At 59.7% G+C, this 25,271-nt stretch carries 25 protein-coding genes and 1 tRNA gene; 7 read left to right on the top strand and 19 right to left on the bottom strand.

Annotated elements, in window-relative coordinates; all coding sequences use genetic code 11:
* Positions 1 to 17: 17 nt before the first annotated feature.
* The 11 genes from ndk to trmJ all read right to left on the bottom strand — a co-directional run bounded on the left by ndk (position 18) and on the right by trmJ (position 9,973).
* Positions 18 to 443 carry a nucleoside-diphosphate kinase gene (gene ndk / locus AAE484_RS11825; RefSeq protein ID WP_341938604.1) on the bottom strand — a complete coding sequence of 142 codons (426 nt, stop codon included), beginning with the start codon at positions 441 to 443 and terminating at the stop codon, positions 18 to 20.
* Between the two features lie 168 nt (positions 444 to 611).
* Entirely contained in the window at positions 612 to 1,031 is a 420-nt protein-coding gene (locus tag AAE484_RS11820; protein ID WP_341938603.1) for a SufE family protein, read from the bottom strand.
* 40 nt (positions 1,032 to 1,071) lie between these two features.
* Positions 1,072 to 1,614 carry a putative Fe-S cluster assembly protein SufT gene (gene sufT, locus AAE484_RS11815; RefSeq protein ID WP_341938602.1) on the bottom strand — a complete coding sequence of 181 codons (543 nt, stop codon included), beginning with the start codon at positions 1,612 to 1,614 and terminating at the stop codon, positions 1,072 to 1,074.
* A 37-nt stretch (positions 1,615 to 1,651) separates the two neighbouring features.
* Positions 1,652 to 2,011, bottom strand: a complete 360-nt coding sequence (locus AAE484_RS11810) for a HesB/IscA family protein (protein WP_341938601.1) — start codon at positions 2,009 to 2,011, stop codon at positions 1,652 to 1,654.
* 31 nt (positions 2,012 to 2,042) lie between these two features.
* The gene (locus AAE484_RS11805) at positions 2,043 to 3,293 is read right to left on the bottom strand and encodes a cysteine desulfurase (protein ID WP_341938600.1); all 1,251 of its coding nucleotides are present in this window, start codon (positions 3,291 to 3,293) and stop codon (positions 2,043 to 2,045) included.
* A gap of 24 nt (positions 3,294 to 3,317) precedes the next feature.
* A complete protein-coding gene (gene sufD, locus AAE484_RS11800; RefSeq protein WP_341938599.1) occupies positions 3,318 to 4,637 on the bottom strand; it encodes a Fe-S cluster assembly protein SufD in 1,320 nt (439 codons plus the stop codon).
* Positions 4,638 to 4,640: 3 nt separating this feature from the next.
* Positions 4,641 to 5,390 (bottom strand): Fe-S cluster assembly ATPase SufC, encoded by a 750-nt coding sequence (sufC, locus tag AAE484_RS11795; RefSeq protein ID WP_341938598.1) that lies wholly within the window; start codon positions 5,388 to 5,390, stop codon positions 4,641 to 4,643.
* Between the two features lie 226 nt (positions 5,391 to 5,616).
* A complete protein-coding gene (gene sufB / locus AAE484_RS11790; protein WP_341938597.1) occupies positions 5,617 to 7,056 on the bottom strand; it encodes a Fe-S cluster assembly protein SufB in 1,440 nt (479 codons plus the stop codon).
* Positions 7,057 to 7,175: 119 nt separating this feature from the next.
* Entirely contained in the window at positions 7,176 to 8,357 is a 1,182-nt protein-coding gene (locus AAE484_RS11785; RefSeq protein ID WP_341938596.1) for an IscS subfamily cysteine desulfurase, read from the bottom strand.
* 81 nt (positions 8,358 to 8,438) lie between these two features.
* Positions 8,439 to 8,915: a Fe-S cluster assembly transcriptional regulator IscR gene (gene iscR / locus AAE484_RS11780; RefSeq protein WP_341938595.1), complete on the bottom strand. Its 477-nt coding sequence runs from the start codon at positions 8,913 to 8,915 to the stop codon at positions 8,439 to 8,441.
* A gap of 266 nt (positions 8,916 to 9,181) precedes the next feature.
* Positions 9,182 to 9,973, bottom strand: a complete 792-nt coding sequence (trmJ, locus tag AAE484_RS11775; protein ID WP_341938594.1) for a tRNA (cytosine(32)/uridine(32)-2'-O)-methyltransferase TrmJ — start codon at positions 9,971 to 9,973, stop codon at positions 9,182 to 9,184.
* A gap of 155 nt (positions 9,974 to 10,128) precedes the next feature.
* Between trmJ and AAE484_RS11770 the strand changes: the two genes are divergently transcribed.
* Positions 10,129 to 10,932 carry an inositol monophosphatase family protein gene (locus AAE484_RS11770; RefSeq protein WP_341938593.1) on the top strand — a complete coding sequence of 268 codons (804 nt, stop codon included), beginning with the start codon at positions 10,129 to 10,131 and terminating at the stop codon, positions 10,930 to 10,932.
* Between the two features lie 59 nt (positions 10,933 to 10,991).
* Here the strand turns inward: AAE484_RS11770 and AAE484_RS11765 are convergent, their stop codons facing one another.
* The 5 genes from AAE484_RS11765 to queA all read right to left on the bottom strand — a co-directional run bounded on the left by AAE484_RS11765 (position 10,992) and on the right by queA (position 18,538).
* Entirely contained in the window at positions 10,992 to 13,016 is a 2,025-nt protein-coding gene (locus tag AAE484_RS11765) for a PAS domain-containing protein (protein ID WP_341938592.1), read from the bottom strand.
* 67 nt (positions 13,017 to 13,083) lie between these two features.
* Positions 13,084 to 14,247 (bottom strand): protein translocase subunit SecF, encoded by a 1,164-nt coding sequence (secF, locus tag AAE484_RS11760; RefSeq protein ID WP_341938591.1) that lies wholly within the window; start codon positions 14,245 to 14,247, stop codon positions 13,084 to 13,086.
* Positions 14,248 to 14,260: 13 nt separating this feature from the next.
* Positions 14,261 to 16,138: a protein translocase subunit SecD gene (gene secD, locus AAE484_RS11755; protein ID WP_341938590.1), complete on the bottom strand. Its 1,878-nt coding sequence runs from the start codon at positions 16,136 to 16,138 to the stop codon at positions 14,261 to 14,263.
* 144 nt (positions 16,139 to 16,282) lie between these two features.
* Positions 16,283 to 17,395 carry a tRNA guanosine(34) transglycosylase Tgt gene (gene tgt, locus AAE484_RS11750; protein WP_341938721.1) on the bottom strand — a complete coding sequence of 371 codons (1,113 nt, stop codon included), beginning with the start codon at positions 17,393 to 17,395 and terminating at the stop codon, positions 16,283 to 16,285.
* A 27-nt stretch (positions 17,396 to 17,422) separates the two neighbouring features.
* A complete protein-coding gene (queA, locus tag AAE484_RS11745) occupies positions 17,423 to 18,538 on the bottom strand; it encodes a tRNA preQ1(34) S-adenosylmethionine ribosyltransferase-isomerase QueA (RefSeq protein WP_341938589.1) in 1,116 nt (371 codons plus the stop codon).
* 255 nt (positions 18,539 to 18,793) lie between these two features.
* Here queA and AAE484_RS11740 point away from each other — a divergent pair.
* The 6 genes from AAE484_RS11740 to AAE484_RS11715 all read left to right on the top strand — a co-directional run bounded on the left by AAE484_RS11740 (position 18,794) and on the right by AAE484_RS11715 (position 22,481).
* Positions 18,794 to 18,880: transfer RNA gene (locus AAE484_RS11740), tRNA-Leu, on the top strand.
* Between the two features lie 164 nt (positions 18,881 to 19,044).
* The gene (locus AAE484_RS11735; protein WP_341938588.1) at positions 19,045 to 19,506 is read left to right on the top strand and encodes a hypothetical protein; all 462 of its coding nucleotides are present in this window, start codon (positions 19,045 to 19,047) and stop codon (positions 19,504 to 19,506) included.
* Between the two features lie 475 nt (positions 19,507 to 19,981).
* Positions 19,982 to 20,581 carry a hypothetical protein gene (locus tag AAE484_RS11730; RefSeq protein WP_341938587.1) on the top strand — a complete coding sequence of 200 codons (600 nt, stop codon included), beginning with the start codon at positions 19,982 to 19,984 and terminating at the stop codon, positions 20,579 to 20,581.
* Position 20,582: 1 nt separating this feature from the next.
* Positions 20,583 to 20,903 carry a winged helix-turn-helix domain-containing protein gene (locus tag AAE484_RS11725; protein ID WP_341938586.1) on the top strand — a complete coding sequence of 107 codons (321 nt, stop codon included), beginning with the start codon at positions 20,583 to 20,585 and terminating at the stop codon, positions 20,901 to 20,903.
* A gap of 170 nt (positions 20,904 to 21,073) precedes the next feature.
* A complete protein-coding gene (locus tag AAE484_RS11720) occupies positions 21,074 to 21,253 on the top strand; it encodes a helix-turn-helix domain-containing protein (RefSeq protein WP_341938585.1) in 180 nt (59 codons plus the stop codon).
* Positions 21,246 to 22,481 carry a type II toxin-antitoxin system HipA family toxin gene (locus AAE484_RS11715; RefSeq protein ID WP_341938584.1) on the top strand — a complete coding sequence of 412 codons (1,236 nt, stop codon included), beginning with the start codon at positions 21,246 to 21,248 and terminating at the stop codon, positions 22,479 to 22,481. The genes AAE484_RS11720 and AAE484_RS11715 overlap by 8 nt, the downstream gene beginning before the upstream one ends.
* An 81-nt stretch (positions 22,482 to 22,562) precedes the next feature.
* Here AAE484_RS11715 and AAE484_RS11710 read toward each other — a convergent pair whose 3' ends face one another.
* From AAE484_RS11710 to AAE484_RS11700, 3 genes are all read right to left on the bottom strand, one after another.
* Positions 22,563 to 22,913 carry a hypothetical protein gene (locus AAE484_RS11710; RefSeq protein ID WP_341938583.1) on the bottom strand — a complete coding sequence of 117 codons (351 nt, stop codon included), beginning with the start codon at positions 22,911 to 22,913 and terminating at the stop codon, positions 22,563 to 22,565.
* A gap of 1 nt (position 22,914) precedes the next feature.
* On the bottom strand, positions 22,915 to 23,919 hold the full coding sequence (locus AAE484_RS11705; RefSeq protein ID WP_341938582.1) for a hypothetical protein: 1,005 nt from the start codon (positions 23,917 to 23,919) through the stop codon (positions 22,915 to 22,917).
* Positions 23,920 to 24,122: 203 nt separating this feature from the next.
* Positions 24,123 to 25,223 (bottom strand): Fic family protein, encoded by a 1,101-nt coding sequence (locus AAE484_RS11700; protein WP_341938581.1) that lies wholly within the window; start codon positions 25,221 to 25,223, stop codon positions 24,123 to 24,125.
* Between the last annotated feature and the right edge of the window lie 48 nt (positions 25,224 to 25,271).

Raw genomic sequence — 25,271 nt, 5'->3', positions numbered from 1 at the left:
TTACCCTGTGCGCCCTTCTATCGGGCGAAAATTTCGTTGGTTTCAAAAAAATAGGCAATTTCGCGCGCGGCTGACTCGGGGGAGTCAGAGCCGTGGGCGGCGTTACTGCCGACGCTTTCGGCGTAGTCGGCGCGAATGGTGCCCGGCGCCGCCTCTTTGGGGTCGGTGGCGCCCAGCAGTTCACGATTCAGTGCGATGGCGTCTTCGCCGGCCAGCACCTGCAGGCAGACGGGGCCGGAGGTCATGAAGTCGACCAGTCCCGCAAAAAAGGGCCGCTCTTTGTGCTCGGCGTAGAAGCCCTCGGCCTGCTCGCGGGTCAGTTGGACCATTTTGAGGGCGACGATTTTCAAGCCGGCCTGCTCAAAGCGGCTCTCGATGGCGCCGATGAGGTTTTTGCGTACGGCGTCGGGTTTGATGATCGAAAGTGTCTGCTGTTCAGCCATTCTGTGCTCCATGTGGTTCAATCACGTCGATTGAGGCGTCCGCCGGGGCGGAGGTTTGCGGGAATTATACGCGGGTTGTGGCCATAAGCCACCCCGTGCCGGCCCGATTTGGCGCCGCTTGTGCGCGAGGCCACATCCTGGTGGGCCGCCCGGTCAGTTCCGCACCGTTCAGGCGGCCTGGGCGATGTCGCGAATACGCGCGACCATGGCTTTGAGGCCGTTGCCGCGGGTGGGGCTGAGGTGTTTGAGCAGGTTGAGCTGCTCGAAGTACTGTTCGATGTCAAAGTCGAGTATTTCCCGGGGTGTTTTGCCGTTGTAGGCGGCCAGGACGACGCCGAGCAGGCCTTTCACGATGAATGCATCGCTGTCGGCGTGGAGGTAGATGCGGCCGTTGTCGATCTGGTGGGTGAGCCAGACCTGGCTCTGGCAGCCACGCACGAAGTTGTCTTCGGTTTTGTATTGGTCGTCGAGGGGGTCGAGTTCTTTGCCCAAATCGATGATGTATTTGTAGCGGTCTTCCCAGTTGTCGAAGAAGCTGAGGGTCTCGACGATGTCGTCGGCGGTGATGTCGGTACCAAATTGGGACATAGTGTATCCAGGTTTGTGCTATTTCAAAGATTCGTGAGAGTCAGAAGAACATGCCTGTTTCCAGCTGGGCTTCTTCGGTCATCATTTCCCGGTTCCAGGGTGGGTCGAAGACGAGTTCGACCTCGACCTGTTGGACGTTGGGGACTTTGCCTACTCGGCGTTCAACGTCGCCTACCAGGACGGGGCCCATGCCGCAGCCCGGGGCGGTGAGGGTCATGTCGATGCGGACCTTGTGTTGGTCCTGGTCGATGTCGAGCCGGTAGATGAGCCCCAGGTTGACCAGGTCGACCGGGATTTCCGGGTCGTAGACGGTGCTCAGGGCGTGCCAGATCTGGTCTTCGTGGATGCGGTCGTCGCCCGGCGCGTCGAAGTTCAACTCCTGGGGTTCCAGGCCCAGGGCGGCGGCGTCGGTGCCGTCTACCCGTACCATCTGTCCGTGGTAGGTGAGTGTGTAGTTGCCCCCCAGTGACTGGGTGATGGTCACGAAGGTGTCCATGGGGATGGTCAGGGGTGTGCCATCGGGCACCCGGCGGGCTGGGCAGTCCGCCTGGGCGACGACCATACGTCTTTCACTGGCTGTCATGAGTGGTCCGGCAAGGTTTCAGTTAACGCTCAAGGGTTCAGTTGACGCTGAAGCTTTCACCGCAGCCGCAGTGGTCCTGGGCGTTGGGATTGAGGAATTTCAGCTGGCGGTTGACGCCTTCGGTGACGAAGTCGATTTCGGTTCCGGTGACGACCTTCAGACTGTCGCGGTCGATAAACAGGTCCAGGCCCTCCGCCAGCGGGTGGCGCAGGTCGCTGTCTTTGGCCTGGTCGACCAGGTCCACCACGTACATGAAGCCGGTGCAGCCGCTCTCCTTGACGCTCAGGCGCACGGCCTGGGCATCCGGTTTCTGGTCCAGCTGCCGCCGGAAGTGCTCAATCGCTGCCGGAGTGACCGACACGGTCGATTGAGTGGGATCAAATGCTTCTACTGCCATCTCACTCTACTCCTGTGATAATAATCGCTTACTACTCAAAAAACTTTCGGGCTTTTTCAAGGGCCTCGAACAGCCGATCCACCTCTTCGAAGGTGTTGTAAAAACTGAAACTCGCGCGCACTGTCCCGGGAATGCCGTACTGATCCATGATCGGCTGGGCACAATGGTGTCCGGTGCGCACCGCCACACCCTGTTGGTCCATCAGCATCCCCAGGTCGTTGGGGTGGGTGCCTTCCACCAGGAAGCTCAGGACGCTGACTTTGTTTGCCGCGGTTCCCACCAGTCTGATCCCGGGCGTCGCCAGGGCTTTTTCCACGGCGTAGGTCAGTAGCGCGCGCTCATGCGCGGCTGCAGCTTCCCGGTCGATACCCTTGAGGTAATCGATGGCGGCCGCCAGACCGATGGCGCCGGCGATATCCGGGGTGCCCGCCTCAAATTTGTAGGGCAGCTGGTTGTAGGTGGTGCCCTCAAAGCTGACCGACTCGATCATCTCGCCGCCGCCCTGATAAGGGGGCATGGCCTCTAGCAGCTCGCGCTTGCCGTAGAGCACGCCGAGCCCCGTGGGCCCGAACAGTTTGTGCGCCGAGAAGACGTAAAAATCGCAATCCAGCGCCTGCACGTCCACATTCCAGTGGCCGATGGCCTGGGCCCCGTCGATCAGCACCTTCGCGCCGGCGCGGTGCGCCAGGCCGATGATGTCGTCGACGGCATTGACCGTACCCAGGGCGTTGGACACATGCCCTACCGATACCATTTTGACCCGCGTATCGAGCATCTGTTCAAAAGCGCCAATGTCGAGGGTACCAGTCTCGTCCACCGGAATCGCTTCCACCACGGCCCCTGTCGCCTCGGCCACCATCTGCCAGGGCACGATGTTGGAGTGGTGCTCCATGGCCGATACCAGGATCCGGTCGCCCGGCTGCAGTTGGGTACGCCCCCAGCTGTTGGCCACCAGGTTGATGCCCTCGGTGGTGCCGCGGGTCCAGAGGATCAGCTCCCGGCTGGGCGCATTGAGAAACTCGGCCACGGTCGAACGGGCGCCCTCGAACTTTTCCGTCGCCCGCTCGGCCAGGGCGTGGGCGCCGCGGTGCACGTTGCTGTTATCGTGCAGGTAATAGTGGCTGATGGCATCAATCATGACCTGCGGCTTTTGCGTGGTGGCCGCGTTGTCCAGGTACACCAGCGGATGCCCGTTCACCCGCTCCTGCAGGATGGGGAAATCCCGGCGCACGGCTTCCACGTCAAAGCGTTGGGTGTCTGATATGACCTCAGCTTTATTCATCGCTGTCGCTCTTGGCTAATGGCTTTATTCATAACTGATATGCTTCAAAAGTTCGCTATTGGGGCTGAACAACTGGGCCAGTCTCGGTCCCAGGTATTCGCGCACGGCCGGCTCGGCCACATCTTTCAACAGCTCGTTGATAAAACCGAAGTTCAGCATCACCTGTGCCTCGGCGCGCGAGATGCCACGACTTTGCAGGTAGAACATCGCTTCGCGGTTGAGCTGGCTGACGGTAGCGCCGTGGGCGCACTTGACGTCGTCGGCGTAAATTTCCAGCTCGGGCTTGGTGTCCACTTCGGCCTTGGCGGAGGTCAACAGGTTCTTGTTGCTCAACTCGGCCAGGGTTTTCTGGGCCTTGGGGTGGATATGAATCCGCCCGTTGAACACGGCCTTGGCCGAGTCGCCGATAATGCCGCGAAAGATTTCCTTGCTGGTGCCATGGGGCACTTTGTGCTCGACGTTGGTGTGGTAATCCACCAGTTGTTTGTTGCGCGGCAGATACACGCCCTGCAGGTCCAGGTGTGCGCCCTCGCCGCAGTGATTGATCTGATAATCAATGCGCTTGAGCGGGCTGCCCTGGGCAATAGTGAAGCCGCGGAACTGCGCCGCGCGCTGCAGATTGACGTGCGTGCCGCCCACGTGCAGCAGGTTCTCTTCTTCCAGGTTGATCCGGTAGTGATAGAAGTGGGCATTGTCCCCGACTTCCACTTCGGCCAGGCTGTTCACAAAGCCGTTCTGGGTATCCTCCGTGGACACAAAGTGTTCGATCACACTGGCCTGGGCGCCGGATTCAAGCACTACCAACAACCGTTGGTTGGCGGTGGCCGGCGTCTCGGTGGGAGTGGAAACATGCACCACGTAAACGGGCTTCTTCAGCTCGCCATTGCGCGGCACATGCAACAGTACGCCGTCTTCCGACGCCCAGGCATTGCTCAGCGCCGCAAACAGGTGTCGCTTGCTGTCCACGATCTGACCCAGGTGCTGCTCGATCACTTTTTTCTGATCGGCGTTGGCATCGCCGAAACGCACCAATTCAGGTGGCAGTTCATCCGAGGCTTCGGGCGCAAACACGCCGTTGACAAACACCAGACGCGTGGCGTCCAGCTCGAGCCATTCAAACGTCTGCTGCCAGTCGGCGGCCTTGCCCGCACTCTCGTCAGCCCAGCGACCAAACTCGCTTTTCTGCAGCGGCGCCAGCGGAGTGTATTTCCACAGCTCGGTTTTGCGTGTGGGCCAGGGCGCATGCAGCCACTGCTGCGCGCCGCTTTTGCGCACATCCGCCAGCCACTCGGGGCTGTCCTGCTGCCCCGCCAGATGCAGGGCCTGTTGCTGGAAATCACTCATGCGTTACGCTACCCCCTCTTCGAGCCAGCTGTAGCCTTTCGCTTCCAGTTCATGCGCCAGTTCTTTGCCGCCGGTTTTGACAATACGACCGCCGGCGAGCACATGCACCTTATCGGGCACAATGTAGTTCAGCAGACGCTGGTAGTGGGTCACCACCAGGAAGCTGCGATCCTGGGCGCGCATGGCGTTGACGCCATCGGCCACTACTTGCAGCGCGTCGATGTCGAGGCCCGAGTCGGTCTCATCCAGGATGCAGAGCCGGGGCTTGAGCAGCATCATCTGGAGAATTTCGTTGCGCTTCTTCTCGCCGCCGGAAAAACCTTCGTTGACGCCACGCTTGAGGAACGACGGATCCAGATCCACCTGCTTGCAGGTCTCGCGCGCGAGTTTCAGAAAGTCTACGGAGGAAATGGCGTCCTCGCCCTGGTGTTCACGCTGGGCATCCACTGCTGCCTTGAGAAATTCCATGTTGCTGACGCCGGGGATTTCCACCGGATACTGAAATGCCAGGAACAGGCCCTCGCGAGCGCGCTCTTCCGGCTCCAGCTCGAACAGATCCTTGCCGTTGAACTGCACGCTGCCGCCGGTGACTTCATAGGCTTCGCGCCCGGTCAGGACGTTGCCCAGGGTGCTTTTACCGGAGCCGTTGGGGCCCATGATCGCGTGCACTTCGCCGGGCTTGATGTCCAGGCTCAGGCCCTTGAGGATTTCTTCATTTTCCACGCTGGCGCGCAGGTCTTTAACGTTCAACATAGTGTCTGGTTCCAATTTTCAGTCAATCGCGAATTCTTTGTTTGATTTGGTTGGATAGTTTGTTGGTATTTGGCGGATGCGCCTTAGGCTCCGAAACGTCGGACCGATCCGCCCTACGGAAGCTTCGTGGTTCTTTGGCGGATGCGCCTGCGGCTTATCCGCCCTACGAATCCCTCGAGGTTCATGTAGGGCGGATAAGCGTCAAGCGCATCCGCCACAACCCAAATCAACCAACCGAGCCCTCAAGGCTCACTTCCAGAAGCTTGCCGGCCTCGACCGCAAACTCCATGGGCAACTCTTTGAACACTTCCCGGCAGAAGCCGTTGACGATCATCGACACCGCTTTTTCCGGGTCCAGGCCGCGCTGCTGGCACAGGAACATCTGATCTTCGCTCACCTTGGAAGTGGTCGCCTCGTGCTCCACCACCGCCGTCGGGTTCTTGCTCTCGATGTAGGGGAAAGTGTGCGCCCCACAGCGATCGCCGATCAGCAGCGAATCACACTGGGTGTAGTTGCGCGCGCCCTGGGCGCCCGGGTTCATGCGTACCAGGCCGCGATAGGCGTTGGAGCTCTGGCCGGCCGAGATCCCCTTGGAGATGATCGTCGAGCGGGTGTTCTTGCCGATGTGAATCATCTTGGTGCCGGTATCGGCCTGCTGATGATTGTTGGTGAGCGCGACCGAATAGAATTCGCCCACGCTGTTGTCACCGCGCAGGATGCAGCTGGGGTATTTCCAGGTAATGGCCGAGCCGGTTTCCACCTGGGTCCAGGAAATCTTCGCGTTTTTGTTGCAAAGACCCCGCTTGGTCACAAAGTTGAAAATACCTCCCTTGCCGTTTTCATCGCCCGGGTACCAGTTCTGCACGGTGGAGTATTTGATTTCAGCATTGTCCTCGGCCACCAGCTCGACCACGGCGGCGTGCAGCTGGTTCTCATCGCGCATGGGCGCGGTGCAACCCTCGAGGTAGCTCACATGGGCGCCCTCTTCCGCCACAATCAGGGTGCGCTCAAACTGGCCGGTGTTCTGCTCGTTGATGCGGAAGTAAGTGGACAGCTCCATGGGGCAGCGCACGCCCTTGGGGATGAACACAAACGAGCCATCGGAGAACACCGCCGAGTTCAGGGCGGCAAAATAGTTGTCTTTCTGGGGCACGACGGTGCCCAGGTGCTTTTTCACCAGCTCGGGATACTCATGGACCGCTTCGCTGATGGAGCAGAAGATCACGCCGGCTTCCTTGAGCTTTTCCCGGAAGGTGGTCACGACCGAGACGGAGTCGAACACCATGTCCACGGCCACACCGGCGAGCGCTTCCTGCTCGTGCACGGGAATGCCGAGCTTCTCATAGGTGCGCAGCAGCTCCGGGTCCACTTCATCCAGGCTCTTGGGCCGGTTTTCCATGCTCTTGGGCGCCGAGAAAAACGACAGTGCCTGCAGATCGATCGGCGGATAGCTCACGTGGGCCCAGTTGGGTTCCGGCATTTCTTTCCAGGCACGGAACGCCTGCAGACGCCACTCCAGCATCCATTCCGGCTCGCCCTTCTTGGCGGAAATAAAGCGCACCGTGTCTTCGTTCAGACCCGGCGGTATGGTGTCCGTATCAATGTCGGTATGGAAGCCGGCCGCGTATTCGCGTTTGATCAGTTTTTCAACGTGTTCTTCTGCCATCTCTTCACCTCTATCCCCCTCGTTGGAGGGGTGGGTTAGCTAACTAAATTCGGTTGCGTGGTGCTTTTCTGTTTTGTCTTTTAACTTGTTCGTTGTGCCTGTTCGATCATCGGCGGCGGTCAGGCCGTCTTGCGACGCAGCTTGGTCACTACTTCGACAATATGATCGATGGCGAAATCCACTTCCTCTTCAGTCGTGAATCGCCCCAGACTGATACGCAGCGACGCCTGCGCCAGATCGTCGCTCAGGCCAATTGCCTTGAGTACATAGCTCGGCTCCAGACTCGCCGATGTGCAGGCCGAGCCGGTGGCTACGGCCAATTTGCGCAATGCCAGCAGCAGGGTTTCGCCATTGCAGCCAGCAAAGGTAATGTTCAGATGGCCGCAGGCGCGGGCCTCGCGCGGACCGTTCAGCTGTACGCCCGGCAGATCGGCAATGCCCGCCCAAAGGCGATCGCGCAGAGCGGCGATATGTTTGGGCTCCTCCCCCAGCCGCTCGACCGCCAGCTGAGCTGCGGCTCCCATGCCCACACACTGATGTGTGGGCAGCGTGCCCGAACGCATACCGCGCTCATGACCGCCGCCGTGAATCTGGGCACTGATGCGCACCTCCGGGTGACGGCGCACATAGAGCGCGCCGATGCCCTTGGGGCCATACATTTTGTGGGCCGAGAGCGACATCAGATCGACACTCTGGGCGACCACATCCAGCGGCACCTTGGCCCCGCTCTGGGCCGCATCGACGTGGAACAGACAGGGGTGCTCCCGACAGACCGCGCCCAGCGCGGCAATATCGTTGACACTGCCCAGCTCGTTGTTGACGTGCATGAGGCTCACCAGAAAGGTGTCATCACGCAGCGCGGCCTTGAGCGCCTCGGGACTCACCCGCCCCTCGGCGTCCGGCTTCAGGCGCGTGACCTCCACGCCCTGCTGCTCCAGCCAGCCCGCCGCATCCAGCACCGCTTTGTGCTCAATCGCCGAGACGATCAGGTGCCCGGCCGACTGGTCCGCCAATTGACGCGCCTCCCAGGCGCCCTTCAAAGCCAGGTTGTCGGACTCAGTGGCACCACTGGTCCAGACGATTTCCCGGGCGTCCGCATTCACCAGGTCGGCCACCTGCTGGCGGGCGGTCTCCACCGCCTCTTCCGCCTGCCAGCCGTAAAAGTGCGAGCGCGAGGCGGGATTGGCGAAGGTGCCGTCCAGCGTCAGGCATGCCGTCATCTGTGCCGCCACCGCCGGGTCAACCGGAGTGGTGGCGGCGTAGTCCAGATAGACGGGTTGGCGCGGCGCGCTTTGGGCCATTGTCGGTAATACCTCTACTGCTTCCGTTGTTCAACGTGGTCTGTTCAAATTGAGCGGTTCAACCCGCTGCCTGACGAGCCGCTACAGCTGGCTGCAGGCAATCTGTTCGGCGGTCGAGTGCTGATGCTGATCCTGTCTGGCCCGAACGGCCTGAATGTCGCGCCGGGCCACCAGATCGGCCAGGGAGATGCCGTTGAGAAACTGGTGAATCTGCGTGCTGAGATCCTCCCACAGGTGGTGCGTGAGGCAGACCTCGCCGTGCTGGCAGTCACCCTTGCCCTCGCACCGGGTGGCGTCAAGCGATTCGCTGACCGCATCCACCACCTGAGCGACGGAGATGCCCTCCAGCTCGGCCGCCAGCCGATATCCACCGCCCGGCCCGCGCACACTGGTTACCAGCTTCTGGCGTCGAAGCTTGGCAAACAGCTGTTCCAGATAGGACAGGGAAATGCCCTGCCGACCGGAGATGTCCGCCAGGCTGACCGGGCCCTTATCGCTGTGCAGCGCCAGGTCGAGCATGGCCGTGACGGCATAGCGACCTTTGGTGGTGAGTCTCATCGCTGTCGGATTCGCCTCTTGAAGTCGGACTTTGGACGGTGAATGGCTCTGGAGCCAAGCCGTCACCCTATAACCGAGTATTTTACTCAACTATTTGGATTTGTCCAATCGGATTCGGTTTTGGGGTGTTTGGGAGGCCGCGGTTTTGTGGCGGATGATGTGACTTTGGAGGTTCTTTGGCGGATGCGCCTTAGGCTTATCCGCCCTACATCAAGTTTACGTAGGGCGGATAAGCGTCAAGCGCATCCGCCACAACCACTCACCCCCTACTTCTCGCCGCCGGAATCCTTCTCCAGCGCGGCCAGGCGCTTGTCCGTGTGGTAAATGTAATTCTGGGTGGCTGTGAGCACGCCGCGCAGGATGCTCAGCTCCATCTCATCCGGGCGGATGCGGTGGTAGAGGCGGCGCAGGCGGGTCATGGTCTGGCGGGGGTTGTCCGGCGACAGGAAGTCCAGCGTCTCCAGGGTCTGCTGCAGGTGCTCGAAATAGCGCTCCATAGCATCGACCTTGGCGGGCGGGACGTCCCATTCGACATTGCCCAGCGGCGTGCCCTCTTTTTCGATCAGATGGGCCATACGCAGCTCATAGCAGACCACCTGGACGGCGGTGGCCAGATTCAGGGAGCTGTATTCCGGATTGGCGGGAATGTGCACATGGTACTGGCACTTCTGCAGCTCCTCGTTGGTCAGGCCGCGATCCTCCCGACCGAACAACAGGGCCACCTCGTGCTGGCCCGACTCCTGCCAGCAGCGCTCGCCGCACTGGCGCGGGTCGATCAGCGGCCAGGGGATGCGCCGCTCGCGCGCACTGGTGCCCACCACCAGGCCGCAGCCCTCAATGGCTTCTTCCAGGGTTTCCACCACCACGGCGTTGTCGAGCACATCCATGGCGCCGGCGGCGCGCCATAGGGCCTTTTCCGAGGGATACTCCTTGGGCTCCACCAGATAGAGCCGCGACAGGCCCATATTCTTCATGGCGCGGGCGGCTCCGCCGATGTTTCCGGGGTGGGAAGTGTTGACCAGAACGATACGGATATTGTCAAAAGAGCTGGCAGTCATGGTAAAAACTCGTCCGGACTAAAAAGGCGCGCATTCTACCACGGAATTGCCCCGTGCAACTGGCGGGGGCGGATGCTTGCCGTTATACTGTGCGCCCTTCGCGAAGTGACCTTCGCCACGTTCTTTCCCACAGCCCAGAAAAGACTGATTGCCCTATGGAACCGATGCTGAATATCGCCCTGCGCGCCGCGCGCAAGGCCGGTGACTTGATTGAACGCTCCTTTGAGCGGCTCGACACCGTCAAGGTGGAAAACAAGCGCCCCAACGATTTTGTGACCGAGGTGGATCGCGGCGCCGAGCAGGTGATCATCCAGACCCTGCGCAAAGCCTACCCGGACCACAGCTTTCGCGGTGAAGAAGGCGGCACGATTGAGGGCAAAAACCCCGACTACGTCTGGATCATCGACCCGCTGGATGGCACCACCAACTTCGTCCACGGCATGCCCCACTTCTCGGTCTCCATCGCCTGCCTGTACCAAGGTCGGGTTGAGCACGCCGTGGTCCTGGACCCGGTCAAGCGTGAAGAGTTTACCGCCAGCCGGGGGCGCGGAGCCTCCCTGAACGGCCGTCGGATCCGGGTTTCCAGCCGTCGCGGCCTGGAAGGGTCACTGATCGGCACCGGTATTCCGTTCGACGGCCCGGCCTACGCCAAGATCCAGCCCTTTCTGGCCTGCGTCAACGAAGTGGCCGGCCAGACTTCGGGCATCCGTCGGGCGGGCTCGGCCGCGCTGGATCTGGCCTACGTGGCCGCCGGCCGCTTTGACGCCTTCTGGGAAATGCATTTGAACGAGTGGGATTTTTCGGCGGGGGTTCTGCTGGTACAGGAAGCCGGCGGGCTGGTCAGCGACTTTCGTGGCGGCAAATCCTATATGGACTCCGGCCACATCGTCTGCGGCACGCCCAAGGTCTTCAAGCCGATTCTGCAGATCGTGGAAAAGCACCTCGGCCACGTCAAGTAAGGCCATTTTCGGCAGGTGGCGCTTTCGCTTACCTGCCGTAACCACAAACCTACCCTACCTCACTCCGGGACTTTTTCGCCCAACAGCTTGTTCAGGGTGTGAATCAGATGATTGATTTCCACCGGCTTGGTCAGGTAATCAAAAAAACCCGCCTTTTTACCGCGCTCGATATCGTAGGGCATGGCATTGGCCGAGAGCCCCACCACCGGGATACCGGCGGTCACCGGGTCGCGCTTGAGTACCGATAGCGCCTCGTAGCCATCCATACCGGGCAGATTGATATCCAGAATGATCACATCCGGCAGCTCGCTGCGGGCCTTGTAAATCCCCAGAAACGCCTCTTCGGCCACCTCGAGCTGCATATTCGGGTAGCGCCCCAACACCTGTTGCATCAGTCGGATATTGGAGGGGTTGTCCTCCACATAGAGCACCCGGCAGTCGCGCTCGATCGCCAGCATCTCGGCTTCGTGCTCACCGCGTCTGGGCCGGTCGGCCGGGGCCAACAGATCCTGGCTCCACTGGGTGGAGAGCGGCAGGTCCATCCAGAATTCGGTACCGACGCCTTCGGCACTGTCAAAATTCAGCTTCCCGGCCATCATTTCCACCAATTGCTTGGTGATCACCAGGCCGACGCCGGAGCCCTCCACATTGGAGTACTCGGCATTCAGGCGGTTGAAGGGCTGGAACACCTCGTGCTGGCGGCTGGCGGGAATGCCGTCGCCGGTGTCGCGCACACTGATGCGCAGTTTATTGCCCTCCTGCTCGGTCAGCCGGACCTCGACCTCGCCCCCGACATTGTTGTATTTCACCGCATTGCTGATCAGGTTCAACAGTGCCTGCTTGAGGCGGACATTGTCGGCCACCACGTAGGTGCTTTCCAGGCGGTTCATGTCGGCGTGAATCTTGATGCCCTGGGCATTCGCCTGGGGCTGAATCAGGGTGAAGCACTCGGCCACGACCCGTGAGACCAGCACCGGCTCCATGGAGAAGGTCATGCGCCCGGATTCAATTTTCGCCAGGTCGAGCACATCGTTGATCAGCTGCAGCAGGTGCTCGCCCGCCTTGCGGATTTCACGGGCATTCTCCCCCTGCCCCTCTGAAAGTTTTTGGTCATACTGGAACAGCTGGGCGTAACCCAGGATCGCATTGAGCGGCGTGCGCAGCTCGTGGCTCATGCTGGAGAGAAAGTCGGACTTGGCCTGGTTGGCTTTCTCGGCGGCATCCTTGGCCTGCACGACCCGCTCTTCCGCACGCTTGATGTCGGTAATGTCCATGTTGGTCCCGGACATGCGCACCGGCGAGCCCTGATGATCAAAATTTGCCCGACCCCGGGCCCGGATCCAGCGGATGTCGCCGTTCTTGCCGAAAATGCGGTATTCGATATCGAAGGGGGCCCGACCGGCCATGTGATCGGCCAGCGTCTGGTCAAACTTGGGAAGATCCTGCGGGTGGATATGGGAGCGCCAGACGGCGAGGCGGTTCTGACCGCGATTGACGATATCGTCTTTCTCGTCGTAGCCGAGGTGTTCCCAGCAGCGGTTGGAGAAATGGAACCCCTCCCGATCGGCGTACCACTCCCAGATACCGTCGTTGGAGGCCTGGATGATCCGGGCCTGACGGGCTTCACTTTCGCGCAGCGCCGCCTCAACGTTTTTCAGCTCGGTAATATCAAAGTTCACACCCGAGATGTACAGCGCCCGGCCCACTTCGTCGCGAATGGAGTTGGCCCGCACCTGGGTCCAGACATAGTCGTTGTCGCGGGTTCGAATGCGGTAGGAGGTGCTCAGAGGCTCGCCGCTGCGCAGGTGTTCGCGCACCGCCTCGAGCATGTTCTCCCGATCTTCGGGGTGGATGAAGTCAGGGAGCTGGTGAGCGTCGCTGACCCGCTCCATATCCTCGCCGTTGTAGCCGAGGGACTCCCAGAAACCGCCGGACCAGTCAATGCGGTGGGTGGTCAGGTCCCACTCCCAGAAACCGTAGCCACTACCGTTGAAAATACGCCGGTAGCGGGCGACCAAAGAGCGCAAACGCTCAATATCGTTGGTATTGAGCTCGTCATCAGAGATGTTGATGCGGTCCGGCATAGTCGCTACTCAAAGCTATCCATGGGTGTCGAACCACAGACACCCATCTGGGTCAGGGAACACAGCGTCAGGGCGCGAGCTCTTCCTGTTCTTCGCCCTCGCGCTCCGGGGGCATCAGGTCTTCTTTGGTCAGATGCATCGCCGCGAGGATATTCGACGCCACGTAAATAGAGGAATAAGTACCCACTACAATACCGACAATCAGCGCTGTGGCAAAGCCATTGATCAACTCACCGCCGAACAGGAACAGAACCACCAGCACCAGCAGCGTGGTCAGCGAGGTAATCAGGGTCCGCTCCAGAGTCTGCGTCAGGGAGCTATTGATGATTTCGTGGGTTGAGCCGCGGCGCATCTTGCGGAAATTCTCCCGGACCCGGTCAAAGACCACAATGGTATCGTTGAGCGAGTAGCCGATCACCGCCAGAACGGCGGCCAGCACCGTCAGATCAAAATCCAGTCCCATGAGGGAGAAAAAGCCGAGCACAATGATCACATCGTGAATCAGGGCGGCCACTGCACCGACAGAGAACTTGTACTGGAAGCGGATCGCCACGTAAATCATAACCACCGCCAGCGCAAACAGCATGCCCAGCCCGCCTTCATCGCGCAACTCGCCACCCACCTGAGGGCCGACGAACTCGCTGCGCCGAAGCTCCACTGAGGAACCCGTGGCCTCAGCCAGGGTGGCCATCAGAGTTTCGGCGTAGACGTTGTCCAGCGTATTCTCGATCGCGACAGTGACGGCGCCATTGTCCGAGCTGAACTCGGTGTTACCAAAGTATTTCTGATCAAAGACATTGGCCTCTTGCAGCTGCTCAACGGTCACGCCTTCAAGCCGGATGTTTTCCGCGATACCGACCTGGGCCGTTTCGGCCTTGGTGATTTCGACAATCCCGGCCTGCTCGGAAATACCGGCCAGAGCGCGCTCGATTCGCTCGATCGCCCCGTCCTGCAGCGCACTCTGGGTGCGGATCAGCACTTCGGACTCGGAGCCAAAGTAGACGGCCACCGGGTTTTCCAGCCCCTCTTCGGCCAGCGCGGAGCGGATGGTGCCCAGATCGGCGGGCTGATCGAAGCCCAGCTCAATCTGCGAGCCACCGGTAAAGTCCAGCCCCAGGTTCAGGCCCTTGACGGCCAGAGAGCCAATGGACACCAGCAGCAGCACTAATGAAAAAGCGGCGGCGGTTTTCCGCCAGCCCATAAAATTGATCACTTTTGAATCGGGTAGCATAACGGCGGCTCTCTTAAATCCAGATCTTTTTAAGGTTGCGGCGGCGGCCGTAAATCAGGTTCACCAGCGCCCGAGTTCCCATGATGGCGGTAAACATGGAGGTCAGAATACCGATCGACAGGGTCACAGCAAAGCCCTGCACCGGCCCGGTACCAATCGCGTACAGAATCAGTGCCACCAGCAGGGTAGTCACGTTGGCATCCAGAATACTGACGAACGCCCGTTCATAACCGCTGTAAATGGCCGACTGGGGGGGCGACCCGCCTTTGAGCTCTTCGCGTATTCGCGAGAAGATCAGGACGTTGGCATCCACCGCCATACCCACGGTCAAGACAATACCGGCGATGCCCGGCAGCGTCAGGGTAGCCCCCAGCAGGGACATCACCGCCACCAGAATCAGCAGGTTGGCGGTCAGGGCAATATTGGCAATGAGGCCGAACACCCGGTAGTAGAACAGCATGAAGATCAGCACCAGGGCCATACCCCAGACCACCGACTTCACGCCCGTCTGAATATTCTCGGCACCCAGAGACGGGCCGATGGTGCGCTCTTCCACAAAGTACATGGGAGCGGCCAGGGCACCGGCGCGCAACAGCAGCGCCAGCTCAGAGGCTTCGGCCGGTGATTCCAGACCGGTGATCCGGAACTGCTTGCCCAGCGCGCTCTGGATGTTGGCCAGGCTGATCACTTCACGCTCAACGTAATTTTCCCGGACTTCGACCGTCTCCCCTTCTTCGTTGGTTTCGGTCTCGATCCGGGTTTTGTGCTCAATGAACAGCACCGCCATGCGGCGGTTGACGTTGTCGCGGGTGGCCCGGTGCATCTTGGTGCCGCCCAGGCCGTCCAGGGTGATGTTCACCTGGGGCATATTGGTTTCAGCGTCGAAACTGCTGTTGGCGTTGGCGACGTGATCACCGGTCAGAATCACCCGCCGCTCCAGCTCGGCATCGCCAAACCGGCGTTGATCTTCCTCACTGCGATAGGGAAAGGACTCTTTCATCGAGACCATTGCATCCGGCTCCGCCTCCAGACGGAACTCCAGATTGGCGGTTTTACCGATCACCCGCTTGGCTTCGGCGGTGTCCTGGATCCCCGGCAGCTGGACGATAATGCGGTCGCCGCCCTGGCGCTGGACCACGGGCTCGGAAACCCCCAGCTCATTCACCCGGTTGCGCAGGGTCACCAGGTTCTGCCCCAGCGCGTAGTCTTCAATTTCGGAGATGGCGGTTTCGCTCAAGGTGGCGGTAAACCGGAAATCGTCTTCGCCCTCGTCCTGCTCGGTGAAGTTGAGGGTGTCGTACTCGTCGCTCAGCAGGTCGAGCGCCTCATCGCGCAGCTCGGCGGAGCGGAACCGCGCCACGATGTTCTGCTCATCGTCCACCTCAAGGGCGCCGTAACGCACGCGCTCCTCTCGCAGCGTGGTCTTCATCTCATCGGCGGTAATTTCCTGCCGGGTTTCCAGTGCGGAGGCGATATCCACTTCCAGCAGAAAGTGCACACCCCCGGACAGATCGAGACCCAGGCGCATGGGCTGTCCACCCATGGCCATCAACCAATCGGGCGTGGTGGGTGCCTGATTGAGCGCCGCGACATACTCGCTACCCAGAGCGTCCTGCAGCTGCCGACGGGCTGCCATTTGCTGATCTTCATCGCTGAGGCGCACCAGCAGGCTGTTCTCTCCCAGCTCCAAAGCGATGAAGTCGATATCGGCTTCGGTCAGTTTTTGCTTAACCTGCTCCGACAGCGCCTGGTCGATTGCCACATCACCGGATTGGCCGGAGATCTGAACCGCCGGGTCCGGCGCATAGAGGTTGGGCAAGGCATAGATGAAGCCCATGGCAACAACCAGGACAATGAGCAGATACTTCCATAAAGGGTAGCGGTTATGCATAGAGTGTTCCGTAACTTTTAAGACGGTGTCGGATACAGTGAAGGCCCGGATTATACCGATTTCGCGGGTGACAACAATGAACAACCCCTCGGGGCGGACATTTGGCTGCTATCGGGGCCCTGTGGGCGTCATTTTCTGATTGCTTTAAAGCGCCGGGACGTCCTGGCCCAGCGCTTGATAGAACTCGGCCACAAATTCATCCAGCCGGCTCTCTTCCAGCGCGCGTCGCAGCCCCGCCATCAGGTTCTGGTAGTAGCGCAGGTTGTGGATCGTGGCCAGCTGCGCGCCCAGAATCTCGCCACACTTGTCCAGGTGGTGCAGATAGCCCCGGCTGAAGTGCTGGCAGGTATAGCAATCGCAATGCGCGTCCAGTGGCCCGGTATCCTGGCGGTGGCGGGCATTGCGGATCTTGATCACCCCTTCATGAGTGAACAGGTGGCCATTGCGGGCGTTGCGGGTGGGCATCACGCAATCGAACATGTCCACGCCCCGGCGCACCCCTTCTACCAGATCGGCCGGCTTGCCCACGCCCATCAGGTAGCGCGGCTTGTCCTGAGGCATCTCCGGGGCAATCTCGCTCAGCACCCGCAACATGTCCTCTTTGGGCTCCCCCACCGACAGGCCGCCGATGGCATAGCCATCAAAGCCGATATCTACCAACCCGGCCAGAGACTCGCGCCGTAGGGACTCGTACATGCCGCCCTGAACGATGCCGAACAGCGCCGAGGGGCTGTCGCCATGGGCGGTTTTGGAGCGGGCCGCCCAGCGCAGGGACAGTTCCATGGACTGGCGCGCCTCGCTCTCGGTGGCCGGATAGGGAGTGCACTCGTCAAAGATCATGACGATATCGGAACCCAGGTCGCGCTGAACCTGCATGGCCTCTTCCGGCCCCAGAAAAACAGCACTGCCGTCGATGGGCGAGCGGAAGGCCACGCCTTTTTCGGTAATTTTACGCATCTTGCCCAGGCTGAACACCTGAAAGCCGCCGGAGTCGGTCAGGATCGGGCCCTGCCACTGCATGAAGTCGTGCAGATCGCCGTGGGCCTTGATCACCTCGGTGCCCGGGCGCAGCATCAGGTGAAAGGTGTTTCCGAGAATGATCTGCGCACCAATCTCTTCAATATCCCGCGGCAGCATGCCCTTGACCGTGCCGTAGGTGCCCACGGGCATGAAGGCCGGCGTTTCCACCGTGCCGCGCGGGAACCGCAGGCGGCCTCGGCGGGCCTCACCCTGCTGGCTGTCCAGCTCAAACTCCATAAATGAAGGCATTCAGATCAAACCTCGCTAAACCTGGGAAGCGCCAACCGGTTCGCGGGCAGCGTCCGGGTTGCGGGTGATAAACATGGCATCGCCATAACTGAAGAATCGGTACTCCTGCGCCACCGCCTCGCGATAGGCCTCCATCGTGTGTTGATAGCCGGCAAAGGCCGAAATCAGCATCATGAGCGTGGACTCCGGCAGGTGAAAGTTGGTGAGCAGCGCATCCACGGCTTTGAACTCATAGCCGGGGGTGATGAAAATGTCGGTCTCGCCCTGATAGGGCTGGATGTCGTTCTTAATTTCCTTGGGCGTAGGCTCGGCCGACTCGACAATGGGCGCTTGGGCCGCCTGGGCCGCCGTTTCGAGGCAGCGGACACTGGTGGTGCCCACGGCAATCACCCGGCGCCCCGCCGCCCTCGTGGCCTTGACCTGCTCGCACACAGCCGGGCTCAAGTCCATCACCTCGCTGTGCATCCGGTGCTCGGCGATATCGTCCACCCGCACCGGCTGGAAGGTTCCGGCCCCCACATGCAGGGTGACAAAGGCAATCTGTACCCCTTTCTGGCGCAGCTGGACCAGGAACTCATCATCAAAATGCAGACCCGCCGTGGGCGCCGCCACCGCACCGGCGTGACGACCGTACACGGTCTGGTAGCGCTCCCGATCCAGGGAGTCGTCCTCGCGGTCGATGTAAGGGGGCAACGGCATATGGCCCAGCCGCTCCAGCACCGACAGCGCGGTCTCCTCCGGAGGAAACATCAATTCAAACAGATCATCCCGCCGGCCAGTGACCGCCACCAGCAGCCCGCCGTCGAGCACCAGATGGCTGCCGATCTTGGGCGATTTGCTCGCGCGGGTATGGGCCAGCACCCGCTGGTCGCTCAGCAGGCGCTCAATCAGTATCTCCACCTGCCCGCCGGTGTCCTTCTGACCAAACAGCCGGGCGGGAATCACTCTGGTGTCGTTGAACACCATCAGGTCCCCGGGCTCGACCTGGTCGAGCAGATCGGGGAACTGGGCGTGCGTCAGAGCCCCGGAGGGCCCGTCCAGCACCAACAACCGACTGCCGCGCCGCTCGGCGGCGGGCTCGCGGGCAATCAGGGCTTCGGGAAGGTCGTAGGCAAAATCCTGGCGGCGCATAAGGGTCTTTTCAGGCAGGTTCCAAAAGGCCGCAAGGGTACCCGAAAAGCCCACAAATGGCCACTGCAACGCCTTGCCAACGGCGGATGCGCTTGACGCTTATCCGCCCTACACGACCTCCCAAGCCACCCGTAGGGCGGATAAGCCTAAGGCGCATCCGCCAAAAACCAACCACCCACACCCGCCCACCCAAAATCCCTGGTTGACGAACCCCGGGACACTGCTATAATCGCGCCCCGCACTGCAGCAACTCTTGCCAGAGTGGCGAAATTGGTAGACGCGTCGGATTCAAAATCCGATGGGGTAAAACCCGTGCCGGTTCGAGTCCGGCCTCTGGTACCACTTCTTATATCTATCCCCAAAACAGAAACCTACCCCGCTTGGGGCCAGCAAACCCAAGAAACCTCGATAGCCATTACCGCTCTACTCCAACTTACTGGAGTCACTCTCGGATCAGTCCAATGCCAAGAGCCAATAAGAGATACCCCCCGGTTAATGCTCTACTCGTGACCGTGTTCACGATGTTAATCAGCGGATGCGCAGAGGAATCCAGAGCAGAATGCGCCAACGAGCCGCTAGAAAACCTGCTGGGAACTTACGACGTCACAGAGGCTAGCCGCTATCGTGGGGGTCTAACCACGCAAGAAACGGCGCGAGAAAGAGTGGGGAGCGAAGTCAGCATCGATGCAAACCATATGATTTCCGACTTTGCCTCTATTGAGCAGCCTCGGTACGAGATTGAATGCTATTCCGCTGTTGATAATGAAGGCGAGGTGCCAGATCAGCGTTTCAGCAATTTTTACGGGATAGACGTAGAGCGAGACTCTGTGAAAGTGCTTGAGGTGTACGCTGAAGGCAACCCCAAGGGAGACCCCTCGCACTACTTTGAAATTGTTAATGATGAGCTGTGGGAGCTTTATGATGGTTGGCTCTACACATTGACCAAGCCGAGGGAATCACAAGAATGATGAGACTTCGGATACGTTGCGGAACATTAACTGTGGTAGTCCAGACTTAAGTTGACCACTACAGATGTCTGTCAGGTCAAGCTCAGCACCCACGCGCTGCTGAATGAGTGCTTCAGCTTAACCGACACTCGTATCAGCCCCACTTCAAGGTAGCTAAGCGATACTACCTGCCCCTCCTCCACGAACCTAATACCAACACTGACAGGCTCGGTGGTCCTGGCGGCCGATATCGTTATTGTAGAGTAGTCGCTCTTCTCAATTGACGTGAAAGCCGACAGCGAACAACTCCTGTCGGTTGCCGGTCGGGTGTTGCGCCCGTAAACCGGTCGCCCTGCGCCCCCCCAATCTGCCTATTTGGCGCGCTTGTCATCAACAGGCAAACTCTTGCTTGACTTCAACGTGCGGGAAGCATTTAATAGATTAACTTTGTTTTACAAAGTACATTGAAATATTAATAACTTTTCAGGAGGCCTCCATGAGCACCCACACGAACGCCCAAGAGGACCTGGCGTATATTCGCGATCTGATGGACGACACCCGCCGGGCGGCGGGGCTGAGCGGTGGTTATTTTGTGCTCTGGGGACTGGTGGTCGGTATTGGGCTGCTGGTGACCTGGCTGCAGGTGATCGGCCTTTTACCCTACCGCCCCCTGCTCACCTGGGGGCCATGCCTGGCGCTCGGGATTCTGGGTCATTTCATTCTGGCATGGCGCGACAAGCACCGCCCGGCGCAAAGTCGCGCGGGCCGGTTGGTGGGCACAGTGTGGCTAGCGTTGGGCGTGACCCAGTTGATCTTTTTTGTCGCCAGCCTGGGCTTCAATACCCTGCCCGGCATATACATGCCCGGCATCGTCTCCAGCCTGCTGGGCTCCGGCATCTTTATCACCGGTGTTCTGGCCGGGATACCCTGGCTGCGCTGGGTCGGCGTGGCCTGGTGGCTGGGCGCCTTCAGCATGTTTGCCTGGCCGGGCGACCACGTGAGTTTGTTGATGGGTGCATTACTGCTAGTTCTTTACGTGGTGCCCGGTCTGGTGCTGATCAGGCAGCAAAGAGCACCAGCCGCGAGCGGGGTGTAGCGTGTCCGATTTCGATCATAACCAGCTCGATGAGCTGATTCACTCGCGCATTCGCCTCGCGGTGATGGCCGTGCTCGCGGGGCTGGATAAGGCCGAGTTCACGTTTATTCGGGATCGGGTCAAGACCACCGATGGCAACCTGAGCACCCATCTGCGCAAGCTCGAGGATAACGGCTACATTGATGTGAACAAGCGTTTTGAAGGCCGCAAGCCGGTCACCGAGATTGCGCTCAGTCCCAAAGGCCGAGAGGCCTTCGAACACTACCTCACCCGACTGGAATCGATGTTGGGTGCTGGCACTCGCTCAACCGACAGCCAGTAAATACCTTTATTTCGGTATAACACCCCAATAAACTGGCTTTTATACCGTTATTTCGGTACGATTTCTGTTCAAACTTGCGATAGACGGCAAACGCCATGCTCACAGAAACACCAACCGCCCTCCCTCAACTGGGCCAAAGGCTGAAAGCGGCTCGCAAGGCGGCTTTCCCAATGGACGATCTAAACGCCTTTGCACTCCGGCTCGGAGTGGCACGCTCCACTCTTCAGCGCATGGAGCAAGGCGACCTGAGCGTCACTCTCTCCCGCTATTACCGCGCCGCCGAGCTCCTGGAAATGACCGAGGGCTTCAACCAACTGTTTGTCAAAGAGGAGAGCCTGTTCGATGACTAAGGCCCGACTCAACGCCTACCTCAACACTGACAAGCTCGGTGTGGTCCACGCCGCCGATATCGTTATAGTAGAAGAGCAAGGCGCTCCCCACACTGTCGGCTTTCGGTACCGCCCCGACTACCTCGCGATGCCAGATGCCTTCCCGATTGATCCGGTAGCTCTGCCTTTGTCATCTCGGGAATTTCAGCTCACTGGCCGAGGGGGCCTACCGGCGTTCCTGGACGATTACCTGCCCGATGCCTGGGGTCGCCAGGTACTGACTCACCTGGCTTTTTATCGGGACCGGAAAAAGCTGAACGCCAACAGCGTGATCGACATTCTTCAGATGATTGGATCAAGCCATATCGGAGCCCTCTCTATCACCCGCCAAGACCAATCACCCCGCTACGACATTGGCAGTGATCTTTCGCGCCTTGCCGACATCGAAGCCGCCGCCTATCGTCTCCACGATCTTCCTTCCAGTGGCGATGATTTGAATGAGCTGGGCCTACTGTATCTGGGCAATCACGGTTCCGGTGTCGGCGGCGCCCGACCTAAAGCGTTGTTCTATGAAGACACTCGACACTACCTGGGAAAGTTCAACCACAGCCGAGACTCCTACAACAATGCCCGCGTCGAGCTCGCCTGCTTGCTGATGGCACAAGCAGCCGGTATCGACATCGGAAACGGGCGCGTGGTTTCCGGCATCAATGGACGGGAAGTGTTGCTGCTCAACCGATTTGATCTGACGCCCAACGGGCGCCGGAGTCATCTGATCACCATGAACGGCCTACTGAAAGACCCCAATTCCCAGCGCGACCACGGGGGTGTTTTCCGGTACGACGATATCAAACGTCTGATCGATCGCCTCTCAATTGACGTGAAAGCCGACAGCGAACAACTTCTACGGTTGATGCTGTTTAACCGCGCTATCCACAACACCGACGACCACGAGCGCAATTTCAGTTTCATCCATCGGGGAGAAGGCTACCGGCTGTCTCCGGCCTATGACCTGGTGCCATCGCTCACCACTGGCGAGTACCACGCGACCGGTTACGGCTACCAGCCAGACCCGCCGCGACCGAGCGAAGCGGTTAAACTGGGAAAGGTGCTAAACATGCCCCGTCCCCTGGTTGCGCGCGTGGCAGAGCAGGTCATCGAAGCGGTCGGCCAATGGCCAAGCTTTGCGGACCAGGCCGGTGTCGACGAAAAGGACATAGAACGGGTCGGTCGCGTAATGCGTACCTGACCACTTGTGAATGAACGGCTACTCCCTACCCGCAGGCGGCCATCCGGGCTACTGCCTACCCCGCCATCGCGGAACAGACGCCTATAAACCGAAAACCCAGCTCACAAGAACCATTAACAAAAACGTATGTGAAGCGACATTGAAGATCGAGGCCAGCCAGAAGTCGGCACCGTTTGAATATCGCTTAACATCATGGGGATCAATTACCCCATCGTCGACGTATCGCAAGAACTTTAAAGGGAAAGAAACCTTCCAAGCATAAAAAAAGGCTCTAAATCCCATAGGATCCCATTGGCAAGGCCTAGGTTTCCCTTCTGCCACTATTCCCTTTTCAATCCTTCTCACTGAATAGAACAAAAATGCGACCCAAGAAATACTGGATATTATCAATGCTGTTACAGCGACGAATGCTATTAGCAGTTCATGGTCCATTTCACTCACCCAAAAAATAGTCCCACACGCTTCCCACAAGGGTTTGGACTTGTTTGTCACTCTGATAAGCAACAACAGCCCCGACCGCTATACTCGAACCGATCACCAAAGCCCAGCCCATCGGCGTAGCCGCTAAAGCAAGCCGCCCAACCGTCAGGGCTGCCCTCGCTCCCAAGCCACCACCGAAGCCCGCGCCGGCAAACCCTCCAGTTTGCACCGCCAGCTCTCGCTCCCACTCTCCAACGGATTGGTACTCACTGCGCACTCGCTGGCCGCGAAAGCCGACGTCAAGCGCCACAATACCACGGCCAGTGTATCGTAGCGCTTGTGCAAACCGGCTGACCTTCTGCCCCTCGTGCATATCCGCCACGTGAATGCCGCGACCTCGGCTACGCTCGGCCAGCGTGATACCACGCTCGGCGTTGCTTAGAGCGGTGCCGCGATTGCGGTTTCTGTGCTGGGGCGGAATAATCCGTCGCATTTCCTGAGCATAGTGCCGATTCAAACGATCATAGGCTTCGGTCACCTTCTGACGAAGTTGAATCTTCTGTGCGCCAGCCACCCGGCCAACTTTGTTGTGCCGGTGAAGCTCTATCAGCGCCGCCTGATACTGAACCAGTGCGTTCTGAAAGCTGGTGGTCCGACCTTGGGCGGCCGCCACACCTACACCGGCCACGCCGTTGACGTCCGCCGGAGAAGGCAACTCAAAATTGGCCAGGTGGCGCTCGTAGAATTCGGCCAGGGCATGAACATCCTCGCCATAATCCGCGACGCATTGGTTCAGGTTCTGGCGAGCCGTCATTGGCAGGCTGTTGAACTGTTGCGTCACTATCCTCGAACCCAAAGCGGATTCCGGTGAAATATTGTACGCGAAGTGCTCCGGCATAGTGGTATTGCCGTTGGCAACCTGCGGATTACAGCGCAAGAACTGCTGGAGTGTTTCCGGGTCCTGCTGACAAAGCTGATTGGCATTGGCGGGGGTCTGTGAAAAGCGGATATCCGGCATGGTGAAGCTCCTTGATCAATCCTTAATGTGTGGAGGAGCGCACCCTCCTCCTTGAGACGCAAAGAATGCTATCCCCGGCACCCCCGTAAGTCAATTCGCGGGAACGCACTAACTCCTGAACGTGAACCCTTTCACACTTTAAGCTTCGAGAACCCGCCAGCCACCGCCTGGCCTGTGTCTTCAAACCCGAAGTTCGGCGTTGGCTAGGGCGCTCCGTCCATATCCAAAGGCGGCAAGTTGAACAACAGTTGCACCAGCTCCCGGTTGATGTAGTAATTTTCGCGCCCCAGCCGGTGCTTGTCGAGAATGCCACCTTTGGCCAGCTCATCCAGATAACGGGTTGCGGTAGCCCGCGATACGCCAAGGTCGTGCTCAACAAACGCCACCTTGGTATAAGGGTGATAAAAAATATTGTTGATCAGGTCCTGGCTGTAAAAGCGGTAGTGGGCACGAATATCGTGCTTTTGCTTTTGCAGCAAGCGAGCGATCTGCTCCACCAGCGTGGTGGTATGGCGAGCCGTTACCGCCACGCCGCGCAACAGGTAGAGCAACCAGCCCTCCCATTCGCCGCTGTCCCGGACCTTTTGCAACTCGGCGTAATACTCCGCCTTGGTCTGGCTGATGTAGCGGCTCAAGTACAGAATGGGCGAGTCCAGCAGGCCGGCACGCACCAGGAACAGTATATTGAGAATGCGCCCGGTGCGGCCATTACCATCATAGAAAGGATGAATAGTCTCGAACTGGTGGTGCATCACGGCCATGCGTACCAGCGGGTCCAAGCCACTTTCAGCAGGGGTATCGGCGGCATGAATCCAGTTCACCAGTTCGTCCATCAGGGCGGGCAGCTGCTCCGGCGAGGGCGGTTCATACACCACCTCGCCGCTGCGCTCGTTCTTCAGCACGGTGCCGGGGGTGCGGCGCAAGCCGGCATCGTTGCCCTCCAGCGTGGCCTGTACATCAAGAATGGTGCTCAGGCGCAACAGGCCGGAGGCGCGCACTTCCTGAAAACCGACCTCCAGGCTCTGGGCGTACCAGGCCACCTCCTTGCTGGCCGGGTCCACCGAGCCGGGTTGTACCTGATAGCGGTAGAGCGCATCCTGGGTGGTGATGATGTTCTCGATTTCCGAGCTGCTTTGCGCCTCCTGCAGGGACAGGGTGGACACCAGCAGCCGCTCGTTGGGGATGCTGCGCGCCACACCTTTTAGCTCCGCCAGATGCCGATGGGCCGCCACCAGCGCCCGCAGCACCGCCGGAGTTTCCAGTGGCCCCCGAGGGGGGAAGTGTTCGCGGATGCTCAGTGCCATAGCGGCAGTCCCTTTCGATTAAAATATGGACCAGAGGATAACGCGCTC

The organism is Marinimicrobium sp. C2-29 (genome assembly GCF_038419845.1).
In the GTDB taxonomy this organism is placed as follows: Bacteria; Pseudomonadota; Gammaproteobacteria; order Pseudomonadales; family Cellvibrionaceae; genus Marinimicrobium.
This window is presented reverse-complemented; position numbering and strand designations above follow the sequence as displayed.

What these genes read in the sequence shown, in the direction of transcription:
- ndk (WP_341938604.1), bottom strand. Translation starts at nt 443, where the DNA reads ATGGCTGAACAGCAGACACTTTCGATCATCAAACCCGACGCCGTACGC.
- AAE484_RS11820 (WP_341938603.1), bottom strand. Translation starts at nt 1,031, where the DNA reads ATGTCCCAATTTGGTACCGACATCACCGCCGACGACATCGTCGAGACC.
- sufT (WP_341938602.1), bottom strand. Translation starts at nt 1,614, where the DNA reads ATGACAGCCAGTGAAAGACGTATGGTCGTCGCCCAGGCGGACTGCCCA.
- AAE484_RS11810 (WP_341938601.1), bottom strand. Translation starts at nt 2,011, where the DNA reads ATGGCAGTAGAAGCATTTGATCCCACTCAATCGACCGTGTCGGTCACT.
- AAE484_RS11805 (WP_341938600.1), bottom strand. Translation starts at nt 3,293, where the DNA reads ATGAATAAAGCTGAGGTCATATCAGACACCCAACGCTTTGACGTGGAA.
- sufD (WP_341938599.1), bottom strand. Translation starts at nt 4,637, where the DNA reads ATGAGTGATTTCCAGCAACAGGCCCTGCATCTGGCGGGGCAGCAGGAC.
- sufC (WP_341938598.1), bottom strand. Translation starts at nt 5,390, where the DNA reads ATGTTGAACGTTAAAGACCTGCGCGCCAGCGTGGAAAATGAAGAAATC.
- sufB (WP_341938597.1), bottom strand. Translation starts at nt 7,056, where the DNA reads ATGGCAGAAGAACACGTTGAAAAACTGATCAAACGCGAATACGCGGCC.
- AAE484_RS11785 (WP_341938596.1), bottom strand. Translation starts at nt 8,357, where the DNA reads ATGGCCCAAAGCGCGCCGCGCCAACCCGTCTATCTGGACTACGCCGCC.
- iscR (WP_341938595.1), bottom strand. Translation starts at nt 8,915, where the DNA reads ATGAGACTCACCACCAAAGGTCGCTATGCCGTCACGGCCATGCTCGAC.
- trmJ (WP_341938594.1), bottom strand. Translation starts at nt 9,973, where the DNA reads ATGACTGCCAGCTCTTTTGACAATATCCGTATCGTTCTGGTCAACACT.
- AAE484_RS11770 (WP_341938593.1), top strand. Translation starts at nt 10,129, where the DNA reads ATGGAACCGATGCTGAATATCGCCCTGCGCGCCGCGCGCAAGGCCGGT.
- AAE484_RS11765 (WP_341938592.1), bottom strand. Translation starts at nt 13,016, where the DNA reads ATGCCGGACCGCATCAACATCTCTGATGACGAGCTCAATACCAACGAT.
- secF (WP_341938591.1), bottom strand. Translation starts at nt 14,247, where the DNA reads ATGCTACCCGATTCAAAAGTGATCAATTTTATGGGCTGGCGGAAAACC.
- secD (WP_341938590.1), bottom strand. Translation starts at nt 16,138, where the DNA reads ATGCATAACCGCTACCCTTTATGGAAGTATCTGCTCATTGTCCTGGTT.
- tgt (WP_341938721.1), bottom strand. Translation starts at nt 17,395, where the DNA reads ATGGAGTTTGAGCTGGACAGCCAGCAGGGTGAGGCCCGCCGAGGCCGC.
- queA (WP_341938589.1), bottom strand. Translation starts at nt 18,538, where the DNA reads ATGCGCCGCCAGGATTTTGCCTACGACCTTCCCGAAGCCCTGATTGCC.
- AAE484_RS11730 (WP_341938587.1), top strand. Translation starts at nt 19,982, where the DNA reads ATGAGCACCCACACGAACGCCCAAGAGGACCTGGCGTATATTCGCGAT.
- AAE484_RS11720 (WP_341938585.1), top strand. Translation starts at nt 21,074, where the DNA reads ATGGACGATCTAAACGCCTTTGCACTCCGGCTCGGAGTGGCACGCTCC.
- AAE484_RS11715 (WP_341938584.1), top strand. Translation starts at nt 21,246, where the DNA reads ATGACTAAGGCCCGACTCAACGCCTACCTCAACACTGACAAGCTCGGT.
- AAE484_RS11710 (WP_341938583.1), bottom strand. Translation starts at nt 22,913, where the DNA reads ATGGACCATGAACTGCTAATAGCATTCGTCGCTGTAACAGCATTGATA.
- AAE484_RS11705 (WP_341938582.1), bottom strand. Translation starts at nt 23,919, where the DNA reads ATGCCGGATATCCGCTTTTCACAGACCCCCGCCAATGCCAATCAGCTT.
- AAE484_RS11700 (WP_341938581.1), bottom strand. Translation starts at nt 25,223, where the DNA reads ATGGCACTGAGCATCCGCGAACACTTCCCCCCTCGGGGGCCACTGGAA.